This is a genomic window from Streptomyces sp. NPDC107521 (assembly GCF_055598485.1).
On record NZ_JBVKAT010000004.1, the window covers coordinates 248,074 to 272,518 of the forward strand.

Consider the following 24,445-nt stretch of genomic DNA (forward strand, 5'->3'; position numbering starts at 1 on the left):
GGCCCCACCGGTCCGGTCCGGGGCGGGCCGCCGGCACCCCCGGGGGCACACCCCTCGGCCGATGGCCGTCGGCGCCCCGGCCTATCCTGAACCCCAGTAGCCCGTCGGCCGACGAAGGGGTCCGAGGTGCCGTCGATGCTCGATGCGGTCGTGGTGGGAGCGGGGCCGAACGGACTGACGGCCGCCGTGGAGCTGGCGCGCCGCGGATGCTCCGTCGCCGTCTTCGAGGCCCGGGACACGGTGGGCGGCGGCGCCCGCACCGAGGAGCTGACCCTCCCCGGCTTCCGGCACGACCCGTGCTCCGCCGCGCACCCCCTGGGGGTCAACTCGCCCGCCTTCCGCGCCCTGCCCCTGGAGCGGTACGGCCTGGAGTGGCTGCACGCCCCGCTGCCCATGGCCCACCCCTTCCCCGACGGCACCGCCGCCGTGCTGTCCCGTTCGGTCGGGGAGACGGCGGCCTCCTTCGGCCCGCGCGACGCGGGCGCCTACCGGCGGCTGGTCGCCCCCTTCCTGACCCGCTGGGACACCCTCGTCCGCGACTTCATGTCGCTGCCGTCCACCGCGCTGCCCCGCGACCCGGTCACCCTCGCCCGCTTCGGGCTGGCCGGGCTGCCCCCGTCGACCTGGCTGATGCGCCGCTTCCGGGACGAGCGGGCCCGGACCCTGTTCGCCGGGCTCGTCGCCCATGTCATGGCCCCGCTCGGCGGCCCCGCCACCGGCGCCGTCGGCCTGGTCTTCGCCCTCGCCGCGCACGCCCGGGGCTGGCCCGTCGCCCGGGGCGGCTCGCAGTCCATCTCCGACGCGCTCGCCGCGTACCTGACCGACCTCGGCGGCACCCTGCACACCGACTACGAGGTCAAGCGCCTCGACGACCTGCCGCCCGCCCGCGCCTACGTCTTCGACACCTCGCCCACGGCCCTGGCCCGCATCGCCGGACTGGGCGGCCACTACGCCCGCTACCGCTACGGCCCCGGCGCCTTCAAGATCGACTACGCGCTGGACGGCCCGGTCCCGTGGACCGCCGAGGCGCCGCGCACCGCCGGCACCGTGCAGGTCGGTGCCGACAGCGCCGAGATCGGCGCGGCCCTGCGCGCGGCCTCCCGGGAGGGCCGGGCCCCCGATCCGCCGTTCCTCATCACCGTGCAGCCCGGCGTCGCCGACCCCACCCGGGCCCCGGCCGGGAAGCAGGTCTTCTGGGCGTACGGCCATGTGCCCCACGGCTGGACCGGCGACCTCACCGACGCCATCGAGCGCCAACTGGAGCGCTTCGCCCCGGGCTTCCGCGACCGCGTCCTGGCCCGCGCCGTCGCCGGCCCGCCCGAACTCGCCGCACGCAACGCCAACTACGTCGGCGGCGACATCGCCTCCGGCGCCGCCTCCGGGCTGCAACTGCTGCTGCGGCCCCGGCCGTCCCTCTTCCCGTACGCCACCCCGCACCCGGCGGTGTTCATCTGCTCCTCGGCCACGCCGCCGGGCCCCGGCGTGCACGGGATGCCGGGGCACAACGCGGCCAAGGCCGTCTGGCGCATGCTGAGGCAGTCGTGACGGCGCTCACCCTCGCCCTCGGCGATCTCACCCGCGAGCACGCCGACGCCCTCGTCAACGCCGCCAACTCCAGCCTGCTCGGCGGGGGCGGGGTCGACGGGGCCATCCACCGGCGCGGCGGTCCGGCGATCCTGGCGGAGTGCCGGGCCCTGCGCGCGGGCCACTACGGGAAGGGTCTGCCCACCGGCCGGGCGGTGGCCACCACCGCGGGCGACCTGGACGCGCGCTGGGTGATCCACACCGTGGGCCCGGTCTGGTCGGCCACCGAGGACCGCTCCGCGCTGCTCGCCTCCTGCCATCGCGAGTCCCTGCGGGTGGCCGGTGAGCTGGGGGCCCGCACGGTCGCGTTCCCGGCGATCTCCACCGGCGTGTACCGGTGGCCGGTGGACGACGCGGCGCGCATCGCCGTCGACACCGTGCGGAACACTCCGACCGGTGTCGACGAGGTGCGGTTCGTGCTCTTCGACGAGCGGGCGTACGAGGCGTTCGCCCGGCGCCTCGGCTGACGCGGGCACGGCCCACCGCGTGGCTCCCGGACCCCGGGAGGCGCCGGAACCGGAGGCCGGCGGCCCTCCTCCGGGGCTGTGAAGGGGGCGCTGCGGGGGAGGGGTGCGTAAATCGGTGAACACTTCGTCCTGAAGTGTTCACCGATTTCAGACACCCGTGGGAGACCCGGGTCTCGTTCCCCCGTCCCGCGAAGCCCGGGGTCCGCTTCCCGGCCCGCTCATGCCCCCCGGTCACCGGGCGGATACCCCCCTGTACTTATTGCAATCCGTATGCAATAACATGTTTTCTGCAAAAAACTTCGAGGGTGACAGGGGCGGACAACTGATGGCCGGTCGACGGATACGGATCGTTGCGGCGGTGGTGGCCCTGGGCGCCGCTGCGACCGCCTGCTCGGCGCCCGGCGGTGAGTCGGGGGCGAAGGGCGCCGCCGACTCGGTGGTGCTGGGCGTGGCCACGGAGCCGGACAGCCTCAGCCCCCTGCTCGGCTACGGCAAGGACGGCAACTCGAAGATCTTCGACGGCCTCCTCGAACTCGGCGCCGACCTCACGCTCCGCCCGGCCCTCGCCGCGAGCCTTCCGCAGGTCAGCCCCGACGGCCGCACCTACACGTACACCCTGCGCGAGGGCGTCGCCTTCAGCGACGGCAAGCCGTTCACCGCCGCGGACGTGGTCTTCACCTACGAGACGATCCTCGACGAGAGGACCAACAACCCCAACCGCAGCGAACTGGCGGCCGTCGACACCGTCCGCGCCGACGGCGAGGGCAAGGTCGTCTTCCGGCTCAAGTACCCCTACGCCGCCTTCGCCGCCCGGACCGTGCTGCCCATCGTGCCCCGGCACGTGGCCGCCGGGCAGGACCCCAACACGGGCTCCTTCAACACCGAACCGGTCGGCACCGGCCCCTACGTCCTCGCCGACTGGCGCAAGGGCGAGAAGGTCGTCTTCAAGGCCAACCCCCGCTACTGGGGCACGAAGCCCGAGGTCGAGCGGGTCACCATGGCCATCGTCACCGACGACGACGTCCGCGCCACCCGCCTGCGCTCCGGGGACCTGGACGGAGCCGTCCTGACCCCCGCCCTGGCCGCCACCTTCAAGGGCGACGGGGACCGCAGGACGTACCGCGCCAAGTCCTACGACTACCGCGCCGTCAGCCTCCCCACCGCCAACAAGGTCACCGGCGATCCCGCCGTCCGCCGCGCCCTCGACCTCGCCGTGGACCGCGGGACCATGGTCGACAAGATCCTGAACGGCGCCGGCCGCCCCGCCTACGGCCCGCTGCCCAGCCACGACAAGTGGTTCGCCAAGGGGACCGAGCGCGCCCACGACACCGCCGAGGCCGCGCGCCTCCTCGACCGGGCCGGGTGGCGGGCCGGCGCCGACGGCGTCCGCGCCAAGGACGGGGTCCGCGCCGCCTTCCGGCTCTACCACCCGGCCGGCGACAAGGTCCGCCGCGACCACGCCCTCGCCTACGCCTCCGACGCCAAGCGGATCGGCGTCGACATCACGGTGGAGAGCGCCACCTGGGCCGTCATCGAGCCCCGGATGAGCCGCGACGCCGTCCTGGCGGGCTTCGGCAGCACCGGTGACCCCGACTTCGGCCTGTACACGCTGCTGCACTCCGCCCTCGCGGGCGACGGCTACAACAACATGCCCCGCTACACCAACCCCGCCGTCGACCGGGCCCTCGACGACGGCCGCCGCACCCGCGACACCGCCGCGCGCAAGGCCGCGTACGACACGGTCCAGCGCGAACTGGCCAAGGACCCCGGCTACACCTTCCTCACCCACCTGGAGCACGTCTACGTCCTCGCCGACCGCTGGAAGGACCTGACCACCCAGGTCGAGCCCCATGAGCACGGCTTCTCCAGCGGCCCGTGGTGGAACGTCGAGGACTGGCGACCCCAGCGGTGACGGAGACGTCCACCGCGCCGCGCCCGGCGGGGACGGTACCCCGCCGCGGCATGGCCCGCCTCGCCGCGCGCCGCCTGCTGTACGCCGTACCGCTGCTGCTGGTGGTCACGTTCGCGGTGTTCGCGCTGGCCGCCGCCTCCCCCTTCGACCCGGTCCGCGCCTACGCCGGGACCGCCGGGCTCTCCGCCGACCGGGAGACCCTGGACCGGCTGGCGGAGAACCTGGGCGCCGACCGGCCCTTCACGGCCCGCTGGTGGGAGTGGCTGACCTCGGCGCTCTCCGGGGACCTCGGCCACTCCACGGTGTTCCGCCAGCCGGTGGCCGACGTGATCGCCGAACGCATGGTCTGGTCCGTCCTGCTCTGCGCGGCCGCCTTCGTGATCGCCGTCCTCCTCGGCACCCTGCTCGGCGTCCTGGCCGCCCGCCGCCCCGGGTCCCTCACCGACCGCGCCGTCACCTCGGCCGCGTACGTGCTCTCCGCGGCGCCCGTCTTCTGGATCGCGCTCCTCGCCGTCTGGCTGTTCGCGCTGCGGCTCGGCCTGCTGCCCGCCGGCGGGCTGACCGACACCGCCAGCGAGGCGGTGCGCCCCGGTGAGGTCACCCGCCACCTGATCCTGCCCGCCGGGGTCCTGGCCCTCTCCCAACTGCCCTGGTTCGCCCTGTACGTGCGCCAGGGGGTGGCCGACGCGCTCGCCGAGGACCCGGTGCGCGGCGCCCGCGCCCGCGGCCTCACCGAGCGCACCGTGCTCCTGCGCCACGCCCTGCGCTCCGGTCTGCTCCCGGTGCTCACCCTGATCGGCTCCCGGGTGCCCGAACTCATCACCGGCGCCCTCCTGGTGGAGACCGTGTTCAGCTGGCCCGGCATCGCCGCCGCAACCGTCTCCGCGGCGACCTCCGTCGACTTCCAGCTCCTCGCCGCGCTGACCGCGTTCGCCACCGTCGCCGTGCTCCTCGGCAACCTCCTCGCCGACCTCCTCTACGGCCTGACCGATCCACGGGTGAGCTTCCATGACATGTGACGCGTCCTCGGGGCCCCCGGCACCCGCCCCGGTGGCGGCGCCCCCGGCCGCGCCGCCGGCCCCCGTCTGGCGGCCCGCCGGCCCGCGCCGCCGCTCCTGGCGCACGCTCCGCGTCCGCACCTCCGTCGCGGTCATCGCCGCGGTGGTCCTCGCCGTCCTGGTGGTCCCGCCCCTGGTCCAGCTCGACCAGCAGGCCGTCGACCTGGGCCTCAAGCTCCGGCCCCCGGGCTGGGCGCACCCGTTCGGCACCGACGAACTGGGCCGCGACCTGCTGCTGCGGTGCGTCCACGGGCTGCGGGTCTCCCTCTTCGTGGGGGTGGCGGCCGCCCTGGTCGCCGCGGTGCTGGGCACCGCCGTCGGCGCCCTCGCCGGCACCCTCGGCGGCTGGGTCGACCGGGCCCTGATGCGGACCGTCGACGCCATCGCCTCGGTCCCGCACCTCCTCCTCGGCGTCTTCGTGGTCGCCCTCTGGCGCCCCGGCGTGTTCCCCGTCCTCGTCTCCATCGCGGCCACCCACTGGCTCTCCACCGCCCGCATCGTCCGCGCCGAGGTCCTCTCGCTGCGCTCCCGCCCGTACATCGACGCCGCGATCTCCGGGGGCGCCTCCCGGTGGCGGGTGGCCGTACGGCACCTCGTGCCCGCCGTGCTCCCGCAGGCGGGGCTCGCCGCCGTGCTCTCCGTCCCGCACGCCATGTGGCACGAGTCGGCCCTGTCCTTCCTCGGCCTCGGCCTGCCCACCCACATGGCGAGCCTCGGCAACCTCATCGAGGACGCCCGCGGCTCGCTGCTGGCCGGGCAGTGGTGGCCGACCCTCTTCCCCGGCCTGTTCCTGGTGATCCCGACCCTCGCCGTGGCCGGGCTGGCCGGCGTCTGGCGCGAGCGGATCAACCCCCGCCGCCGATCGGAGCTGATGCTGTGAGCGAGACCCACGCAGGAACGGGCACGGACACCACCGGCACCGGCACGGAGGCGGGCACCGGCACGGCCACCGGCATCCGCCCCGGCCCCGGCACCCGGCCCGTGCGCGCGCCCCGCGCGGACGCGGAGGCCGCGGACGCGGAGGCCGCGGACACGGACGGGGACGGCACCGCCCCGATCCTCGCCGTCAGCGGGCTGCACGTCCGCTTCCGCCTGCCGCGCGGCCGTGCCGTCGCCGCCGTCACCGACGTCTCCTTCGACGTCCGGCCGGGCGAGTGCCTGGCCCTGGTCGGTGAGAGCGGCTGCGGCAAGTCCGTCCTGGTCTCGGCCCTGCTGGGGCTGCTCCCCGCCAACGCCGAGACCGCCGGTCACGCCCGCCTGGCGCTGCGCCCGGGACCGACCGACACCGCGCCGCTCCCCGGCGGGACCGCGTCCACCGACGGCCGCACGCCCTCCGGCAAGGCCCCGGACGGCCTGGACCTGCTCACCGCGGGCGAACACGTGCTGGCCCGCCGGGTGCGCGGCCGGCTGGCCGGACTGATCCCGCAGAGCCCCGCCGCCCACCTCACCCCCGTCCGCACGGTCCGCTCCCAACTGGAGGAGACCGTCGCCGAACTCACCGGCACCCGGGGCCGCACGGCGCTCCGGGGCGCCGCGGAACAAGCCGCCGAACGCGCCGCCTTCCCCGCCGACCACCTGGACCGCTACCCGCACGAACTCTCCGGCGGCCTCGCCCAGCGCGCCGCCACCGCCCTGGCCCTGGCCGGGGACGCGCCCCTGCTGCTGGCCGACGAGCCGACCACCGGCCTCGACCGCGAACTGGTCGACCGCACGGTGGACGAACTCCGCCGCCACGTCGACGCCGACGGCTCCGGACGGGCCCTGCTGATGATCACCCACGACCTGGCCGCCGCCGAACGCGTCGCGGACCGGGTGGCCGTCATGTACGCCGGGCGCGTCGTCGAACTCACCGACGCGCGGACCTTCTTCGGCGACCCCGGGCCCAGCCACCCCTACAGCCGCGGCCTCCTCGACGCCCTCCCCGACCGGGCCTTCACCCCGATCCCCGGCCTGCCGCCCGCACTCGACGCCCTCCCGTCCGGCTGTGCCTTCGCCCCGCGCTGCGCCCACGCCGACGGGGCCTGCGCCGTGCTGCCCCCGGCCGTCTCGGGCGTCGCCTGCCACCACCCCCGCAAGGTCACCCATGCGTCTTGAACTCCGCTCCGTCACCGCCGGTTACGACGGCGCCGCCCCCGCCGTCCGGAACGCCTCGCTGACACTGGACCCGGGCGAGGCGGTCGGCCTGCTCGGCCCCAGCGGCTGCGGCAAGTCCACCCTGGCCAGGGTCGCCGCCCTGCTGCACCGCCCCGAGGCCGGAACCGTCCTCCTCGACGGCACCCCCGTCACCGGATGGCGGCACCGGGCGCCGCGCGCGCTGCGCACCGCCGTCGGCGTCGTCTTCCAGCAGCCCCGCCTGTCCGCCGACCCCCGCCTCACCCTGGCCGACCTGATCGCCGAGCCCCTCCGCGCCACCGGCCGGCGCGACGCCGTCCCGGACCGCCTGGGCGAACTGGCCCCCCTGGTCGGACTCACCCCCGACCTCCTGCCGCGCCGCCCGCACGAGGTCAGCGACGGCCAGCTCCAGCGCGCCTGCCTGGCCCGCGCCCTGGTGCTGGGCCCCCGCCTGCTGATCTGCGACGAGATGACCGCGATGCTCGACGCGTCCACCACGGCGGCCCTGGTCGGCGCCGTGGAGTCCTACCGCGCCGCCAGCGGGGCCACCCTGCTCGCGGTCGGCCACGACCCGGTGCTCCTGCACCGCTGGTGCGACCGGGTCGTGCCCTGGACGGGGGTCACCGCCCCGGCCCGCTGAACGGCCGGACCCCGCCACCGCCACCTCCACGGCACGGCACGGCACGGGCGACCGTGTCCGGCGACGCGGCGTCCGGCGTGCGGGCGCCGCGTCACCCGGCGGCGTCCCCCGCCGGACGCGGGCGGACGGGCAGGGCGGTGTGGCCGTTGGAGATGAGGCTCGGCATCCTGGTCAGCCCGTCGGGACCGGGGGCGAGCCGGATGTCGGGGAAGCGCCGGAACAGCAGCCGCAGCGCGGTGGCGACCTCCAGACGGGCGAGCGGGGCGCCGAGGCAGAAGTGGACGCCGTGCCCGAAGGCCAGGTGGTCCTTGTGGAGCCGGGTGGCGTCGAAGGTGTCCGCGTCCTCGTGCCAGCGGGGATGGCGGTTGGCGGCGGCGTAGGAGGCGAGGATCGCCTCACCGGCCCTGATGGTCCGGCCGTCGGGGAGGGGGATGTCGGCGCGGGCGTAGCGCAGCGGGAGGTGCTTGATCGCGGGCTGGTGGCGCAGGGTCTCCTCGACGACGTCGTCCCAGGTGCAGCGGCCCGCGCGGACGTGGGCGAGCTGCCGGGGGTCGGTCAGCAGCGTGGTGACGGCCTGGTCGATGACGTTGGCCGTGGTCTCGTACCCCGCGCTGATCATCAGCAGCAGGGTGTCGCGCATCTCGGCGTGACTCAGCGGGGCGCCGTCGCCCTCGTCGTCGCGGGTGGCGATCAGCAGGGACGTCATGTCGTCGCCGGGCTCGGCGCTCCTGGCCTCGATCAGGGAGTCCAGCAGGCCGTAGAGGGCGGCGGTGTTGGCGGCCTGCTCCTCGACACCGAGGTGGGTGGCGAACACGTTGTCCACCACGGTGCGGAACCGGTCGCGCCGGTCGGCGGGGACGCCCATGAGCTCGCAGACCACCGCGATGGGCAGCGGATACGCGAGGCGTTCCCGCAGGTCGACGACGTCCCCGGGCGGGACGGTGGCGAGGTCGTCGAGCAGGCCGTCCACCAGGGCCTCGATGTCCGCCGTGAGGGCGGTGATGCGGCGGGCCGAGAAGGCGGGGGCGATCATCCGGCGCAGCCGCCCGTGGTCCCGGCCGTACGCGGTGAACATGCTCTCCACCGCGATCCACAGGGCCAGCGGCCAGGTGCGGACGGTCTCGGCGTGGTCCGGCCAGTGGGCGCGGCCGTCCTTGGAGACGTCCGCGCTGGTCAGCAACTGCTTGAGGAGATCGGGGTCGGTGACCGACCAGACCCGCAGCCCGAGGATGTCCACCCGGGCCGCCGCACCGCGCCCGCGTAACGCGCGGTGTTCGGCGTCCGGGTCGGACGCGGTGGGGTCGAGGACGATGAGCCGGTCTTCGGACACGGGGTCTCCTTCGGGTGACGGGATGAACGACGGGGGAGGGAAAGCGGGGAAGCGGGGGAGCGGCGACGGGGGAGGGGTGCCGGGTGAGAGTGCGCGCGCCGGTCCTTCGAGGTCCGCTCCCCGTGGACATCGTCGGGACGACGGGGCGTACGGCTTTCCCGGGCGGTCCGGTCGCCGGGCGACCGGAGGGGCCGCCCGCGGCGCGGGCCGTGGCGGCCACCGGGGGGACCGGAGGACCTCGTGCCCCTTCGACCGGGCTTCGACCGGGGGAGGCCGTCCGCGCGCCCCGCGACCAGGGTGCCGCCCGCGCCGCGCCCCGGTGAGGCGGAAACCGGGGGACGGCAGCGCCGGTGTGCGCGTGGTGGTGACACCGGGAGACGGTGAAGTCCCGCTCGTGGGACGGGCGTACTCCGTCGCGGGGACGTCGTGCTCACGGTCGGGACTCCAGACGGGTGAGGCGCGCGGCGGGCCGGACCAGGGCCCGAAGGCAGGATGCCCCGCTCCCGCACCCCGCACACGGCTCGGCGGCGCCGCGCTCCCGCGCCGGGACCACGGGGCACACCCGCACGTCCTCCGCCACGGGCGGGCCTGGGCGGGCGGGAGCACGTCGCGCGAAGCGAGCGGCACGCCGTCCTCCGCGCGATCCCGTATGACACCGGGTCATCCGCCGGGCGTCGCAGGACCCTTGACCGCCTTTGGCCCTCGGCGACGGCACCGTCCCGCCGTCAAGTCGCACCGCCACCGCCGCCGTTGCGCTCCGTCCGCCCGGACCGACCACGAACCGACAATGTCACACGGGGTAATTGATTCGTTTCTGTGCGAGTCCTAGGGTGACCCTTGCCCGGCAGCCGCCGGTCCACCCGGCCGTCGCGCTCCGCAGAAGCCGCCGCCCCGATGTGCTCCCCGGCACCCCCGGGCCGCAGGCACCCCCACAGCACCGTGCGGTGCGCCGCCCCCCACGTCCTACGGAAGGCCACGGTCATGCCGCACCCGACCGCGTCACCCGCCCCCCTCCCGGCCCCCCGCCCCCTCGTCAGCCGCCGCAGGCTCCTGGAGGGCGGCGCCGCCCTCCTCGGCGCGTTGGGCCTATCCGCGCCACCGGACGCCGCTGCGGGGGTGCCGGGGGCCCGCCCCGAGCCCGACGGACCCCCGGAGTGGAACGACTTCGGCGTCTTCCGGCTCGGCACCGAGCCCCCGCACGCCACGCTGATGCCCTACGCCGACGAGGCCCAGGCGCTCGCCGCCGACCGCACCCGCTCCCCGTACCGGCTGAGCCTCGACGGCATCTGGCGCTTCGCCCACGCCGACCGCCCGGAGGACCGGGACCCCGGATTCCACCGCCCCGACACCGACGACAGCGGCTGGGACACCCTCCCCGTCCCCTCGGTGTGGCAGCTCCACGGGCACGACGACCCCGTCTACCTGAACCACACCTACCCCTACTGGGGGCCCAACGGCCGGGGCGAGGACCCCCGGCCCCCCGCCGCGCCGACCCGCCACAACCCCGTCGGCCAGTACCGGCGCACCTTCACGCTGCCCCCCGAATGGGCCGGCCGCCGCGTGTTCCTGCACTTCGAGGGCGTCAAGTCCGCCCACTACGCGTGGGTCAACGGCGAACTCGCCGGATACGACGAGGACTCGTACACCCCCTCCGAGTACGACATCACCGACCAGCTCCGGCCCGGCACCAACCACCTCGCCGTCGAGGTCTACCGCTACGCCGACGGGGACTGGCTGGAGGACCAGGACATGATCCGGCTGAGCGGCATCTTCCGCTCGGTCTACCTCTACTCCACCCCGCCCGTGCGCCTGCGCGACTTCAGGCTGGAGACGCCGCTCGACGGCTCCGGCACCGGTGCCGCACTGCGGGTCACCGCGAGCGTGCGCGCCCAGGACGGCACCGCCGCCGGCCGCTACGCCGTCGAGACCCGGCTGTTCGACGCGGACGGCCACCCCGTCTGGCCCCGCCCGCTGCGCCAGGAGGCGGACCTCGCCACCGTCCGTCCCGGCCTGGACGTCACCACGACCGCCGACAGGGCCGTGCCCGCCCCCCGGCTGTGGTCCGCCGAGGACCCCTATCTGTACACCGCCGTCCTCACCCTGCGGGACCCGTCCGGCACGGTGACCGAGACCCTGTCGCACCGCGTCGGCCTGCGCGAGTTCGCCCTCAGGGACGGCCTGATGAGGATCAACGGCCGGCCCGTCTCCTTCCGCGGCACCAACCGCCACGAGATGCACCCGGCCCGCGGCACCGCGCTCACCCGCGAGGACATGGCCGAGGACATCCGGCTCATCAAGCGGATGAACATGAACAGCGTCCGCACCTCCCACTACCCGGGCAACCCGCACTGGCTCGAACTGGCCGACCTCCACGGCCTGTACGTCGTCGACGAGACCAACCTGGAGACGCACGGCATCCGCGCCGAGTACCCCGGCGACCACCCCGACTGGACCGCCGCCTGTGTCGCCCGCGCCCAGAACATGGTCCACCGCGACAAGAACCACGCCTGCGTCGTCATCTGGTCCCTCGGCAACGAGGCGGGCGGCGGCAGCACCTTCACCGCCATGCACGACTGGATCCGCTCCTACGACACCACCCGCGTCATCCAGTACGAGGGCGACGACCGGCCGGGCGTCAGCGACATCCGCTCCGAGATGTACGACACCCCGCGACGCGTCGCGCAGCGGGCCGCGGACACCGCCGACACCCGCCCGTACGTCATGATCGAGTACGCCCACTCGATGGGGAACTCCACCGGGAACCTCACCGCGTACTGGGACCTCGTCCGCGCCCACGACGTCCTCCAGGGCGGCTGGATCTGGGACTTCGCCGACCAGGCGCTCCACACGCCCGCCCCCGTCCGCACCCTGCTCACCGAGACCGGCCCGGCCGCCCTGCGCGGCGAGATCCTCGCGCCCCGGGGCGGCCTCGACCGCGCCCGGGGACTCTCCGGCGGCACCGTCTTCGCCCGCCACGACGGCCTCGACCTCACCGGGTCGCTCACCCTGGAGGCATGGATCACCCCCCGCTTCACCGGCTACCACCAGCCCGTCCTGGCCAAGGGCGACACCCAGTACGCGCTCAAACAGAACGGCCGCAGGCTGGAGTTCTTCATCCACTCCGCCGGAGCCTGGATCACCGCGGGCTGGGAGCTGCCCGACGACTGGACCGGCCGCGAACACCACATCGCCGGGGTCTTCGACGCCGACGCCGGGACCCTGACCCTCCACGCCGACGGCGCGGTCCGGGCCACCCGCGCCACCGACCGGCGCCCCGACAGCACCACCGCGCCCCTCGCGCTCGCCACCGACGCCGACCAGCAGACCCGGGAGTTCAGCGGCACCATCCGCCGGGCCCGCGTCTACGCCCGTGCCCTCACCGCCGCCGAACTCGCCTCCCGGCGGCGCGGCCCCGGGGACGACGGCGTCCGGTTCTGGTTCGACGCCGCCACCGCCGGGACCACGACCCGGCGCCCCGGACGGCGCACCTTCCTCGCCTACGGCGGCGACTGGGGCGACAACCCCAACGACGGCGCCTTCTCCGGCGACGGCGTCCTCACCGCCGACCGCGGCCACACCGGCAAGGCCGCCGAGGTCAAACGGGTCTACCAGGCGATCAACGCCGTCCCCGCCCCCGGCCGGGGCCCCGGCGGGATCACCCTCGTCAACGAGCACCTCTTCACCGACCTCCGCGCCTTCGACGGCCGCTGGACCCTCGTCGCCGACGGCACGGCGCTGCACGGCGGCACCCTCACCCGCGACCAGCTCGCCGTCGCGCCGCTGTCCCGCCGGACCCTCACCCTCCCCGTCGCCCTGCCCGCCGACCCGGCGCCGGGCACCGAGTACTTCCTCGAACTCTCCTTCACCACCAGGGAGCCCACCCCCTGGGCCGACGCCGGGTTCGAGGTCGCCCGGCAGCAGCTCCCGCTCCGCGTCCCCGTCCCCGCCGTCACCCCCGTACCGCTGCGCGAGGTGCCCGCCCTGCGCCACGCGGACGGCGCCCGCGAGGTCACCGTGCGCGGCGCCGGCTTCACCGTCGCCCTCGACAAGCGCACCGGCACCCTCACCTCCTACGAGGCGCACGGCACGCCTCTTATCACCGCCGGCCCCGTGCCCAACTTCTGGCGGGCGCCCACCGACAACGACCGGGGCAACGGCCAGCACGTCCGCAACCGGACCTGGCGCGACGCCGGCGCCCGGCGCACCGTCACGGGCGTGACCGTCGGCGCCCTCGGCGACCGGGCCGTCCGGATCGAGGTCACCGGCACCCTGCCGTCCACCACCCCCTCCGCGTACACCACCACCTACACGGTGTTCGGCAACGCCGAGATCAGGGTCGACCACACCCTGCGCCCCGGTGCCCCGACCCTGCCCCACCTCCCCGAGGTCGGCACCCTGCTCCTCCTGCCGGGCCGCCTGGACCGCGTCCACTACTACGGCCGGGGCCCCGAGGAGAACCACTGGGACCGGCACACCGGCACCGACGTCGGCCTCCACTCCGGCACCGTCGACGACCTGGGCACCCCCTACCTCCGTCCCCAGGAGAACGGCAACCGGACCGACGTCCGCTGGATCGCCCTCACCGACGGGCGGGGCACCGGGCTGCTCGCCAGCGGGGAACCCCTGCTGGAGGCCAACGCCTCCCGCTTCACCCCGGAGGACCTGTCGGCCGGGGCGCGCCACGACTACCAGCTCACCCCGCGCGAGGAGGTCGTCCTGCGCCTGAACCACCGCCAGATGGGCGTCGGCGGCGACGACAGCTGGGGCGCGCACACCCACGACGAGTTCAAGCTCTTCGCCGACCGCGACTACTCCTACACCTACCGGCTGCGCCCGGTCACCGACGTGGCAGGGGCGACGGCGGCCTCCCGGCGGCCCACGGCGACGGAGTGACGGCAGGCGGGGCCGGACGGGGGCGGGAGGAGAAGCGGCCGGGGCGGGCGTGGGGCGAAGGGGCGCGCGGGGTGGACCGGGTGTGCGCGGGGTGGTGGGCCGGTGACCGGGGCCGGGTGGTGTGCCGCTCGGACCGGCCCCGTCGGCCGGGTGCCCGGGCGGGTACCCTTCCGCCGCCGCGGTGCCGGTCTTCCGCCGGGTGCACCGGGCTGCGGCCGTCCGCCCCGGGGTCCCGCGCGCCTGCCCCGTCCCCCTCCGGCGCCCGGCGGCCTCCGGCCCCGGCCGCCTCCGCCCTCCGGCGCCCTCCGGGCCCGTGCCGGGGCCATGGGTGCATGTCGGATTCCCGCCAGCCCGGGCCCGGCACGTACCGCATGCTGGACCCATGCGGACGGAAGGGCACCTGGTCATGCGAGCGGCAGCACACGCCGGAGGAGGCACCGGAGAACGGACGGAACGCCGGGCGAAGGGCGACCGGGGCGGCCCGGACGGGACCCGGCACCGGGCCGGAACGGAGCGCGACCGGGGCGGCGCGGACCGTGCCGCCGGTGACGGCGCCGACGGCACGCGGAACGCGACGGCGGGCAGTGCGACGGACGGCGCGGCGGACAGCGGGACGGACAGTGGGACGGACGGCGCGGCGGGAGCCGGGACGGGCCGCGCGGCGGGAGTCACCGTCCCGCGTGGTGCCACGGACGGGCCCGCCCCCCGCAGCGGCGGGAGAGGACCGGTCCGGCGCGGCGCGGACGGGCACCCGGCCCCGTACCGCGCCGGGAAGGAGGACACGGCCCCGCGCGGCGCCAACGGGGGCCCGGCCGCGCACGGCCCCACGCCGGGCACGGCCCCGCACCCCGTCACGGCGGGCGACGGGGGCGACGGAAGCGACGGGGAGAACCCTCCCGGCATGCACACCGACACCGAACGCTGCCTGCGCGCCGTCCGCTCCAAGGACGCCCGCTTCGACGGCTGGTTCTACACCGCCGTCGTCACCACCGGCATCTACTGCCGTCCGAGCTGCCCCGTGGTCCCGCCCAAGCCCGGGAACATGACCTTCCACCCCAGCGCCGCCGCCTGTCAGCGGGCCGGATTCCGGGCCTGCAAGCGCTGCCGCCCCGACGCCTCCCCCGGCTCCCCGGAATGGAACCGGCGCGCCGACCTCACCGCCCGCGCCGTGCGCCTGATCGGGGACGGCGTCGTGGACCGCGACGGCGTCCCCGGACTCGCCGCCCAACTCGGCTACAGCACCCGGCAGATCGAACGCCATCTGCTCGCGGAACTCGGCGCGGGCCCCCTCGCCCTGGCCCGGGCCCAGCGCGCCCGGACCGCCCGGCTGCTGATCGAGACCACCCCGCTGCCCATGGCGGACATCGCCTTCGCGGCGGGTTTCTCCTCCGTGCGCGCCTTCAACGACACCGTCCGCGAGGTCTACGCGCTCTCCCCGAGCAGGCTGCGCGCCCGGCACACCCCCGGCGGCCCGTCCGCACCCGGCGGCGCGCTCTCGCTGCGGCTGCCGTTCCGCGCGCCCCTCAACCCCGACAACCTCTTCGGCCACCTCGTCGCCACCGCCGTGCCCGGCGTCGAGGAATGGCGGGACGGTGCCTACCGCCGCACCCTGCGACTCCCGTACGGGTACGGGATCGTGGCCCTCGCACCGTGCCCGGACCACATCGCCTGCCGCCTCACCCTCAGCGACCCGCGCGACCTGGCCGTCGCCATCAGCCGGTGCCGCCGGATGCTCGACCTGGACGCCGACCCGGCCGCCGTCGACGGGCAGTTGCGCGCCGACCCGCTGCTCGCCCCGCTGGTCGACAGCGCCCCGGGGCGCCGTGTGCCGCGCACCGCCGACGAGGCCGAGTTCGCCGTGCGGGCCGTGCTCGGGCAGCAGGTCTCCACCGCCGCCGCCCGTACCCACGCGGCCCGCCTCGTCATCGCCCACGGCGACCCGGTCGACGATCCCGAGGGCGGACTGACCCACCTCTTCCCGACGGCGGAGGCGCTGGCCGGCGTGGACCCGGAGACCCTGGCGATGCCCCGCACCCGGCGCACCACCCTGACGACCCTGGTCTCCCGGCTGGCCGACGGATCGCTCGCCCTCGGCGCCGGGAGCGACTGGGCCGGCACCCGCGCCGCGCTCCTCGCCCTGCCCGGCTTCGGCCCCTGGACCGCCGACGTCATCGCGATGCGCGCCCTCGGGGACCCGGACGCCTTCCTCCCCACCGACCTCGGAGTCCGCCGGGCCGCCTCGGGGCTGGGACTGCCGTCCACGCCCGCCGCGCTCACCGCCCGCGCCGCTGCCTGGCGGCCCTGGCGGGCGTACGCGGTCCAGTACCTCTGGGCCACCGACGACCACCCGATCAACTTCCTCCCGGCGTAGCCCCGTCCGGGTACCGCGACCCGGAGCCTCCTGGGCCGCGCTCCCCGAGCCCCCTGGGCCGCGCCGCGGGGACCCGGTCCGACAGGTCCCCGCCGGCAGCAGCCCCCGCCACGAGAAGCCCCGCCACAAGCGACACCCGTCCCGAGGAACACCATGTCCCCCGTGAAGCAGCACACCGTGATCGACAGCCCGTACGGTGCCCTCACCCTCGTCGCCGAGGGCGGCGTCCTGTGCGGCGTCTACATGACCGATCAGCGCCCACCGTCCGCCTCAGGAGAGCTTCGGCGACCACGACGCACGGCCCTTCGGCGCGACCGAGGAGCAGTTGGCGGCGTACTTCGCCGGTGAACTGATGGACTTCACCCTGGAGCTGCGCCTCAACGGCACCCCGTTCCAGCGGACCGTCTGGGACCGGCTCCGCCGCATCCCCTACGGCGAGACCCGTACCTACGGCGCGCTCGCCGCCGAGCTCGGCAACCCGTCCGCCTCCCGTGCGGTGGGCCTCGCCAACGGACGCAACCCCGTCTCCATCATCGTCCCCTGCCACCGCGTCGTCGGCGCCAACGGCGATCTGACGGGCTACGGCGGCGGCCTGCACCGCAAGCGGCGGCTGCTCGACTTCGAGCGGGGAACGGCGGTGCCGGAGCTGTTCTGACCTCCGCCGCCCGTGCCGTGTTCCGCCGCCCCCGGCCCCGCCCCCGCCCCGCCCGCGCCGGAGCGACGGGGTGCCGGGGCCGCGGGTGCCGGCCACCGCGCGGCGGCCCGTCAGTCCAGCGCGGCCAGGGCGAGCCGGACCGCGTCGCCCAGCCGCTCGGCGTCCGGCGCGGCGCGGGCGATCACCCGTACCCCCTGCTTGAGCACCAGCAGGAAGTGGGCGATCTCGTGCGGGTCCTTGTCGGGGGCCAGTTCCCCCTGGGCACGGGCCCGCAGCAGCGCCGAGACCAGCGCCGTCTCCACCACCCGCCAGCTCGCCTCCACCTGGCGGGCCACCTCGGGGTCGCGCGGGGCCAGCTCCACCGCCGCGTTCACCACCAGGCAGCCCCGGCGCCCGGAGTCGGTCAGGGCGTCGGTGACCCAGCTCTCCACGAAGGCGCGGACGGCCGGCAGAGCGGGGCCCGGCTGGGCGAGCGCGGTGACGAACCCGGCCTCGCTGCCCCGCAGGTACCGCCGTATGGCGGCCAGGTACAGATCGTGCTTGCTGCCGAAGGTGGCGTAGAGGCTCGCGCGGCCGATGCCCAGGTGCTCGACCAGATCGGCCAGCGAGGTCGCCTCGTAGCCCCGTTCCCAGAACAGCTCCATGGCGCGCCGGAGTACCAGGTCGGGATCGAATTCCTTGGTTCTGGCCATGCACCGAGGCTAGCAATCACCAGACCGATCGATCCAGTATGAAAAGCGGACTGCGCGTATGGGGTCAAATCCGCAGGTCGGGCCGCTGGTGGGGGTGCGCCGCCTTTTCCTTCGGGTGATTCACGAGGGGTCGGGGGCATTATGTGGACCGATCATTCAAGAAAGTGCTAGCTTCGAAGTGTCACCACCGGCCGGGCAAAGGTTGCCGTCCGTTCTCATAGTGGAACGTATGGTCAATTAATGCTCCTCCGTTCGCGGGCGTCAGGCCCGCCGCGGCCGGTCCCGTACCGCTGAAGGAGTTCGTCATGGGTGCCCGCTTCACCGACAGGGTCGTTCTCATTACCGGCGCGGGCGGCGTGCTCGGCCGGGCCGCGGCGCTGTCCTTCGCCCGGGAGGGCGCGACCGTCGTCGCGGCCGGCCCGAACCGGGACAGCATCGAGGAGACGCTGCGCCTCGTCGAGACCGAGGGCGGCAAGGGGTCCGCCGTCGCCGTCGACGTCACGCGTTCCGACAGCGTCAGGGCGATGGTGGACCACACGGTCGCGCTGCACGGCGGCCTCCACGTCGCCTTCAACAACGCGGGGATCCTCGACGGCCGGGCGCCGGTCGGCGAACACGACGAGGACGTGTGGAACCGGGTCCTCGCCGTCAACCTGACCGGTGTCTTCCTCTCCCTGAAGCACGAGACCGCCCACATGGCGGCCCACGGCGGCGGCGTCATCGTCAACACCGCCTCCAACCTGGGCGCGCACTGGCGCCGCCCCGGCATGAGCGCCTACGCGACCTCCAAGGCCGGCGTCAGCTTCCTCAGCCGCACCGCCGCGCTGGAGTACATCGGGCAGGGCGTGCGGATCAACACCGTCAGCCCCGGCCCCATCGACACCCCGATGTCCCTGATGCCCGGCGAGTCACGCGAGCAGCGCGCCGCCCGCATGGCGCGCGACGTGCCGCTGGGCCGGGTCGCCGACCCCCAGGAGATCGCGAACGCGGTGCTCTGGCTCGCCTCCGACGAGTCCAGCTACGTCGTCGGGCACGACCACGTCATCGACGGGGGCGTCACCGCCTGACCCCGCGCGGCGGGCGGCGGGGCCGCTCACCGGTCGACGCGGACACCGTTCTCCAGCTCGGCCGCCCCGGACCCCTCCGCCAGCACGTCCAGCGCGGCCAGCACCCGTCCGTGCAGCGGGCCCAGCAGATGGTCGCCCAGCCGCTCACGGGGCACCAGCCGCCAGGACAGCAGCTCCTCCTCCTGCAACCGGATCGCCCCGAGCCGCTCCGCGGACAGGACGCCGCCGTCGTACAGGAACGCCGCGATCGGGGGCCGCTGGGCACCCGGCACCCAGTCCACCGCCAGCAGCCGTCCGGGCACCACGTCCAGCCCGATCTCCTCGGCGGTCTCGCGCCGGGCCCCCTGGCGGGGCGACTCGCCCATGTCGGACTCGACGGTGCCGCCGGGCAGCGCCCATCCCTTGCGGTAGTTGGGCTCGACGATCAGCACCCGGCCCTCCTCGTCGCGGAGCAGCGAGGCCGCCCCGGCCAGGATGCGGGGCAGGCCGGCGATGTACGTGGCGTAGTCGGCAGAGGTCATTCCGTCAGCGTATCCGGCCTGGGGCCCGCCGGACCGGCCGTTCGCGCCCGCCGGACCGGACGTTCCACGTCCGCCGGACCGGACGTTCCACGTCCGCCGGACCGGACGTTCGCGCCCGGCGGGAGTGTGACGGGAGCGGTGCGCGCGGTTATGGTCGCAGCGGCGCGACCGCCGTGACGGGCGCGCCGCCGGGAGCGAGGGGGAGCAGCGTGGCCGACGCCGCAGCGGACGGGCCCCGGCGCGTGCTCGTCGCCGCCGACAAGTTCAAGGGCACCCTGACCGCCGCCGAGGTCGCGCGCCATGTGACCGCCGGGCTGCGCCGTGCCGTGCCGGACGTGGTGGTCGAGGCGCTGCCGGTGGCCGACGGCGGGGACGGCACCGTGGCCGCCGCGCTGGCCGCCGGTTTCTCGCGCCACGAGACGCGGGTCACCGGGCCCCTCGGGGACGAGGTGACGGCGGTCCTCGCGCTGCGCGGGACCACCGCTGTGGTGGAGATGGCGGAGGCCAGCGGGCTGCGACGGCTGCCCCCCGGGGTCCTGGCCCCCCTCACCGCCTCCACGTACGGCTCCGGCGAACTGCTGCGGGCCGCGCTGGACGCTGGGGCGCGCACGATCGTGTTCGGGGTGGGCGGCAGCGCCACCACGGACGGCGGTGCCGGGATGCTGACCGCGCTGGGCGCCCGCTTCCAGCGGCGCGACGGGGAACCGGTGGGGCCGGGCGGCGGAGCCCTCGCCGAGGTCGCCTCGGCCGACCTGTCGGGCCTGGACCCGAGACTCGCGCGGACCGGACTGGTCCTCGCCGCCGACGTCGACAACCCGCTGACCGGGCCCTCGGGCGCCGCCGCCGTCTACGGCCCCCAGAAGGGGGCCTCGCCCCGCGACGTCGGGACGCTGGACACCGCCCTCGCCCACTTCGCGAAGGTGCTGGAGGCGGCCGTCGGCCGACGTGCCGCGGAGTGCGCCGCCGCGCCGGGGGCCGGGGCCGCGGGCGGCATCGGCTTCGCCGCGCTGCTGCTGGGGGCGCGGTTCCGGCCCGGCATCGAGGTGCTGCTCGACGCTCTGGGCTTCGCCGCGGCACTGGAACGGGCCGATCTGGTGATCACCGGGGAGGGGTCGCTCGACGAGCAGACCCTGCGAGGGAAGGCACCGGTGGGGGTCGCGGCGGCGGCACGGGCCGCCGGCAAGGAGGTCGTCGCCGTGTGCGGACGGCTGACCCTGTCACCGGAGGCGCTGGAGCGGGCCGGCATCCGGCGGGCCTATCCGCTGACGGACGTGGAACCGGACCCGGCGGTGTGCGTGGCCCGTGCGGGCCCGGTCCTGGAACGCGTGGCGGAGCGCGTCGCCCGCGACTTCCTCGCGTAGGCCCCGGCCGGGGCGTTCCCCCTCGCCCTGCGGCGCGGGCGTTCCCCCTCGCCCTGCGGCGCCCCCCCCGGTCGGCCGTCGTGCCGCCGTCCCCGCCCGGCCCGCCGTCTCCCGGTCCACGCCGTTCCGGCCCGCCGTGCCTCGGCTCGCGCCGCTGCGGCAGGCGGCGTCGTGCGGCGCGGGGGTGCGGGGACGCGGGCGGGGCGGGCCCAGGGCGGGATGCGGCGACGGTGCACGGGGCGGAGCCCCGGACCGGTGGTACCGGTGGTACTCCGGTGGGACGGGCGCGGCGGACGACGAAACGGCCCCGGAAGGCAGACGAAAGGGCCCCGGAAGGCAGACGAAAGGGCCCCGGACCCTTCCCGGGTCCGGGGCCCTTCCCAGCGGTCGAGCTACGGAAGCTGTGCCGCGCGTGCCTCCCGCCGGTTGTCACGGAAGTTGTTCACCCGGCGGGCCGTGGCGAACAGCGGGATCACCGCGCCCATGACGAGCTGGAGCGCGCACCCCGTCTGGAGCAGCAACTGCCCGCTCGGCGCGTCGAACGCCCAGGCGGCCAGCAGCCCCATGGACAGGACGATCCAGGAGAGCATCGCCACCGCGAGGCGGCCCCGCGGCTTCGGGTACTCGACCCGGCTCACCATCAGCCATGCCGTTCCGATGATGGCCAGGAGCGTCGCCACGAACGGCAGCTCCAGCAGCACGATCGAGACCACCGTCAGCGCCCCGAACGGCGACGGCATGCCCTGGAAGGTCCCGTCCTTCACGGTGACGCACGAGAATCTCGCCAGCCTGAGCACCACCGCCAGCAGCACCACGATCGCGCCGACCGCCGCCACCCGCTGATACGCGTCGTGCGCCACCATGCCGTAGACGAGGACGAAGTACGCCGGCGCCAGCCCGAAGCTGATCAGGTCGGACAGGTTGTCCAGCTCCGCGCCCATCGGCGAGCTGCGCAGCTTGCGCGCCACGAGCCCGTCGAACAGGTCGAAGATCGCCGCGCACAGCATCAGGATGACCGCCGTGGCCGCGCTGTGCCGGGCCATGCCCGACTCCTCGCTGCCCATGAGGTGCGGGATCAGGATGCCGGTGGTGGTGAAGTACACCGCCATGAAGCCGCACGTGGCGTTGCCGAGAGTGAGCGTGTCCGCTATCGACAGGCGCAGCGAGAGCGGCATCTCCTCCTCGTCGTCCGCCTCGTCGGCCTCGGGCACCCACCCGGTCTGTGTCTCTGGATCAATCACGGTCAATTCGAGTCACCCCAGCCACGGTCTTCTGCCCCACCTCGACCGCGATGTCCACGCCCTCGGGCAGATAGAGGTCGACGCGGGAACCGAAGCGGATGAGACCGACGCGCTCGCCCTGCTCGACCTTGGTGCCCGACGGCAGGTAGGGCACGATGCGGCGGGCCACGGCGCCGGCGATCTGGATCATCTCGATGTCGCCCAGCTCGGTGTCGAAGTGCCACACGACCCGCTCGTTGTTCTCGCTCTCCTTGTTGAAAGCGGGAACGAAGCCGCCCGGGACGTGCTCGACCGACGTGATGGTGCCGGCCAGCGGCGCCCGGTTCACATGGACGTTGAGCGGGCTCATGAAGATCGCGACCCGGGTCCGTCCGTCCTTCCACGGCATGATGCTCTGCACCACACCGTCGGCGGGCGAGATGACCCGGCCCTGTGTGATCTCGCGCTCGGGGTCGCGGAAGAACCACAGCATCCCCGCCGCCAGGGCGGTGGCGGGAACGGCAACGGCCTTGGCCGCGCCCGAGCGGCGGGCGCGGGCCAGGCTGAGGGCTGCGGTGGCGACGGTCGGCAGGAGCCACGGCGAGGCTCCGCGCGCGAGGCGTACGCTGGCGCGGCTGTCGCGGGGTGCAGAGATTTGGCTGTGGGGCATGGATGACCTTCGTAGCGGATGATGCCGCGCTCTGACGGGGGACGGCGGCTTTCCGGCGATCGTAGCGGCTATCGGTCGCAACTGGGTAAGCCAGGAAGCCGAGTCGACGGCCGAACAGCGCCTACGGGGTGTGACCTTCTTCTCCAAGAAAACACCCCGTATCCGGACATCTAACCCTGGAATCGATACTCTTCGAGCAGTCGACGGCCGATGATCATTTTCTGGATCTCGGCGGTGCCTTCCCCGATCAGGAGCATCGGCGCCTCGCGGTAGAGGCGCTCGATCTCGTACTCCTTGGAGAAGCCGTAGCCGCCGTGGATCCGGAAGGCGTCCTCCACGACCTCTTTGCAGTACTCGGAGGCGAGGTACTTGGCCATCCCCGCTTCCAGGTCGTTTCGTTCGCCCGAGTCCTTTTTGCGTGCAGCATTGACCATCATCGCATGCGCCGCCTCCACCTTGGTAGCCATCTCCGCCAGCTTGAACTGGATGGCCTGGTGCTGGGCGATCTGCCGGCCGAACGCGTGCCGCTGCTGGGCGTACCGGACCCCGAGCTCGAAGGCACGTTGCGCGACACCGCAGCCACGCGCCGCCACATTGACCCGGCCCACCTCGACCCCGTCCATCATTTGGTAAAAACCCCGGCCGGTGGCCCCGCCGAGCACCCGGTCCGCGGGAACGCGCAGGCCGTCCATGATGAGCTCGGTGGTGTCGACGCCCTTGTAGCCCATCTTGTCGATCTTCCCGGGGATGGTGAGGCCGGGATGGACCTCCCCGAAGCCCGGCTCCTTCTCCACCAGGAAGGTCGTCATCGACCGGTGCGGGGCGGTGCCCTCGGGGTGACCCTCGTCACTCCTCACCAGCACGGCCACCAGGGACGACGTACCGCCGTTCGTCAGCCACATCTTCTGGCCGGTGAGGACGTACTCGTCGCCGTCCCGCACCGCCTTCGACGTGATCGCCGACACGTCCGAGCCCAGCGCCGGCTCCGACATGGAGAACGCGCCCCGGACGTCACCGGCCGCCATGCGCGGCAGGAAGAACTCCTTCTGCTCCCGTGTGCCGTGCTGCTTGAGCATGTACGCCACGATGAAGTGGGTGTTGACGATGCCGGACACCGACATCCAGCCGCGGGCGATCTCCTCCACGCACAGGGCGTAGGTGAGCAGCGACTCGCCCAGCCCCCCGTACTCCTCGGGGATCATCAGGCCGAACAGCCCCAGCTCCCTGAGCCCGTCCACGATGTCCTGCGGATACTCGTCGCGGTGCTCCAGCTCCGTGGCGACGGGGAGGATCTCCCTGTCCACGAACTCCCGGACGGTGGAGAGGATCTCCCGCTGCACGTCCGTGAGCCCGTGGGTGCGGGCGAGACGGCTCATCTACTTCCCCTGTTCCCTCGGCTCGGGGCGGCCGGGCTGCTCCCCGCCGCGCTCCTCGGTGTACGCCGCCGTCGGCACCATCACCTTGCGGCGGAAGACGCAGACCACCGTCCCGTCCTGCTTGTAGCCCCGGGTCTCGACCCGCACGATGCCGCGGTCGTCCTTCGACCTCGACGGCCGCTTGTCCAGCACCGTCGTCTCGCCGTAGAGCGTGTCGCCGTGGAAGGTCGGCGCCACGTGCCGCAGCGACTCGATCTCCAGGTTGGCGATCGCCTTGCCGGACACGTCCGGCACGGACATGCCCAGCAGCAGGGAGTAGATGTAGTTCCCCACCACCACGTTGCGGCCGAAGTCGGTCGTGCGCTCCGCGTAGTTGGCGTCCAGGTGGAGCGGATGGTGGTTCATGGTCAGCAGGCAGAACAGATGGTCGTCGTACTCCGTGACCGTCTTGCCCGGCCAGTGCTTGTACACCGCGCCGACCTCGAACTCCTCGTAGGTGCGTCCGAACCGCATGGC

General features: G+C 74.6%; 18 protein-coding genes and 1 pseudogene. 12 read left to right on the plus strand and 7 right to left on the minus strand.

Annotated features, from left to right (window positions below; genetic code table 11):
* Positions 1-135 precede the first annotated feature (135 nt).
* From ACZ7LB_RS08970 to ACZ7LB_RS09000, 7 genes are all read left to right on the plus strand, one after another.
* The gene (locus ACZ7LB_RS08970) at positions 136-1,545 is read left to right on the plus strand and encodes a phytoene desaturase family protein (RefSeq protein ID WP_471466438.1); all 1,410 of its coding nucleotides are present in this window, start codon (positions 136-138) and stop codon (positions 1,543-1,545) included.
* On the plus strand, positions 1,542-2,051 hold the full coding sequence (locus tag ACZ7LB_RS08975) for an O-acetyl-ADP-ribose deacetylase (RefSeq protein ID WP_471466439.1): 510 nt from the start codon (positions 1,542-1,544) through the stop codon (positions 2,049-2,051). The genes ACZ7LB_RS08970 and ACZ7LB_RS08975 overlap by 4 nt, the downstream gene beginning before the upstream one ends.
* Positions 2,052-2,376: 325 nt before the next feature.
* Entirely contained in the window at positions 2,377-3,963 is a 1,587-nt protein-coding gene (locus ACZ7LB_RS08980) for an ABC transporter substrate-binding protein (RefSeq protein ID WP_471466631.1), read from the plus strand.
* Between the two features lie 50 nt (positions 3,964-4,013).
* Positions 4,014-4,982 carry an ABC transporter permease gene (locus tag ACZ7LB_RS08985; protein WP_471466441.1) on the plus strand — a complete coding sequence of 323 codons (969 nt, stop codon included), beginning with the start codon at positions 4,014-4,016 and terminating at the stop codon, positions 4,980-4,982.
* Positions 4,972-5,901 carry an ABC transporter permease gene (locus tag ACZ7LB_RS08990; protein WP_471466443.1) on the plus strand — a complete coding sequence of 310 codons (930 nt, stop codon included), beginning with the start codon at positions 4,972-4,974 and terminating at the stop codon, positions 5,899-5,901. Before ACZ7LB_RS08985 ends, ACZ7LB_RS08990 begins: the two co-directional genes overlap by 11 nt.
* A 176-nt stretch (positions 5,902-6,077) precedes the next feature.
* The gene (locus tag ACZ7LB_RS08995; RefSeq protein WP_471466632.1) at positions 6,078-7,115 is read left to right on the plus strand and encodes an ABC transporter ATP-binding protein; all 1,038 of its coding nucleotides are present in this window, start codon (positions 6,078-6,080) and stop codon (positions 7,113-7,115) included.
* Complete coding sequence (locus ACZ7LB_RS09000; RefSeq protein WP_471466445.1) at positions 7,105-7,773, plus strand: ABC transporter ATP-binding protein; 669 nt, start codon at positions 7,105-7,107, stop codon at positions 7,771-7,773. Before ACZ7LB_RS08995 ends, ACZ7LB_RS09000 begins: the two co-directional genes overlap by 11 nt.
* 91 nt (positions 7,774-7,864) lie before the next feature.
* On the opposite strand, the gene ACZ7LB_RS09005 is transcribed toward ACZ7LB_RS09000, so the two are convergent.
* Positions 7,865-9,103 (minus strand): cytochrome P450 family protein, encoded by a 1,239-nt coding sequence (locus tag ACZ7LB_RS09005; RefSeq protein WP_471466446.1) that lies wholly within the window; start codon positions 9,101-9,103, stop codon positions 7,865-7,867.
* 981 nt (positions 9,104-10,084) lie between these two features.
* On the opposite strand from ACZ7LB_RS09005, the gene ACZ7LB_RS09010 reads away from it, so the two are divergent.
* The 3 genes and pseudogenes from ACZ7LB_RS09010 (at position 10,085) to ACZ7LB_RS09020 (ending at position 17,022) form a co-directional block, all read left to right on the plus strand.
* A complete protein-coding gene (locus tag ACZ7LB_RS09010) occupies positions 10,085-13,996 on the plus strand; it encodes a glycoside hydrolase family 2 TIM barrel-domain containing protein (RefSeq protein ID WP_471466448.1) in 3,912 nt (1,303 codons plus the stop codon).
* A 901-nt stretch (positions 13,997-14,897) separates the two neighbouring features.
* Positions 14,898-16,367: an AlkA N-terminal domain-containing protein gene (locus ACZ7LB_RS09015; protein ID WP_471466450.1), complete on the plus strand. Its 1,470-nt coding sequence runs from the start codon at positions 14,898-14,900 to the stop codon at positions 16,365-16,367.
* A gap of 162 nt (positions 16,368-16,529) precedes the next feature.
* Positions 16,530-17,022, plus strand: a pseudogene (locus ACZ7LB_RS09020) (methylated-DNA--[protein]-cysteine S-methyltransferase).
* Between the two features lie 110 nt (positions 17,023-17,132).
* Here ACZ7LB_RS09020 and ACZ7LB_RS09025 read toward each other — a convergent pair.
* Positions 17,133-17,714: a TetR/AcrR family transcriptional regulator gene (locus tag ACZ7LB_RS09025; protein ID WP_471466451.1), complete on the minus strand. Its 582-nt coding sequence runs from the start codon at positions 17,712-17,714 to the stop codon at positions 17,133-17,135.
* Between the two features lie 305 nt (positions 17,715-18,019).
* On the opposite strand from ACZ7LB_RS09025, the gene ACZ7LB_RS09030 reads away from it, so the two are divergent.
* Complete coding sequence (locus ACZ7LB_RS09030; protein WP_471466453.1) at positions 18,020-18,781, plus strand: SDR family NAD(P)-dependent oxidoreductase; 762 nt, start codon at positions 18,020-18,022, stop codon at positions 18,779-18,781.
* A 26-nt stretch (positions 18,782-18,807) separates the two neighbouring features.
* On the opposite strand, the gene ACZ7LB_RS09035 is transcribed toward ACZ7LB_RS09030, so the two are convergent.
* Positions 18,808-19,302, minus strand: coding sequence for an NUDIX domain-containing protein (locus tag ACZ7LB_RS09035; RefSeq protein WP_471466454.1), 495 nt, complete (start codon positions 19,300-19,302; stop codon positions 18,808-18,810).
* A 209-nt stretch (positions 19,303-19,511) separates the two neighbouring features.
* Here ACZ7LB_RS09035 and ACZ7LB_RS09040 point away from each other — a divergent pair, with 209 nt between their 5' ends.
* The gene (locus ACZ7LB_RS09040; protein WP_471466456.1) at positions 19,512-20,663 is read left to right on the plus strand and encodes a glycerate kinase; all 1,152 of its coding nucleotides are present in this window, start codon (positions 19,512-19,514) and stop codon (positions 20,661-20,663) included.
* 392 nt (positions 20,664-21,055) lie between these two features.
* Here the strand turns inward: ACZ7LB_RS09040 and pssA are convergent, their stop codons facing one another.
* From pssA to ACZ7LB_RS09060, 4 genes are all read right to left on the minus strand, one after another.
* A complete protein-coding gene (gene pssA / locus ACZ7LB_RS09045; protein ID WP_161229824.1) occupies positions 21,056-21,874 on the minus strand; it encodes a CDP-diacylglycerol--serine O-phosphatidyltransferase in 819 nt (272 codons plus the stop codon).
* Positions 21,875-21,896: 22 nt separating this feature from the next.
* Positions 21,897-22,553, minus strand: a complete 657-nt coding sequence (locus tag ACZ7LB_RS09050) for a phosphatidylserine decarboxylase (protein WP_471466457.1) — start codon at positions 22,551-22,553, stop codon at positions 21,897-21,899.
* A 170-nt stretch (positions 22,554-22,723) separates the two neighbouring features.
* Positions 22,724-23,929 (minus strand): acyl-CoA dehydrogenase family protein, encoded by a 1,206-nt coding sequence (locus ACZ7LB_RS09055; RefSeq protein WP_471466459.1) that lies wholly within the window; start codon positions 23,927-23,929, stop codon positions 22,724-22,726.
* Complete coding sequence (locus ACZ7LB_RS09060) at positions 23,930-24,442, minus strand: MaoC family dehydratase (RefSeq protein WP_471466461.1); 513 nt, start codon at positions 24,440-24,442, stop codon at positions 23,930-23,932. It lies immediately after the preceding gene.
* Positions 24,443-24,445 lie beyond the last annotated feature (3 nt).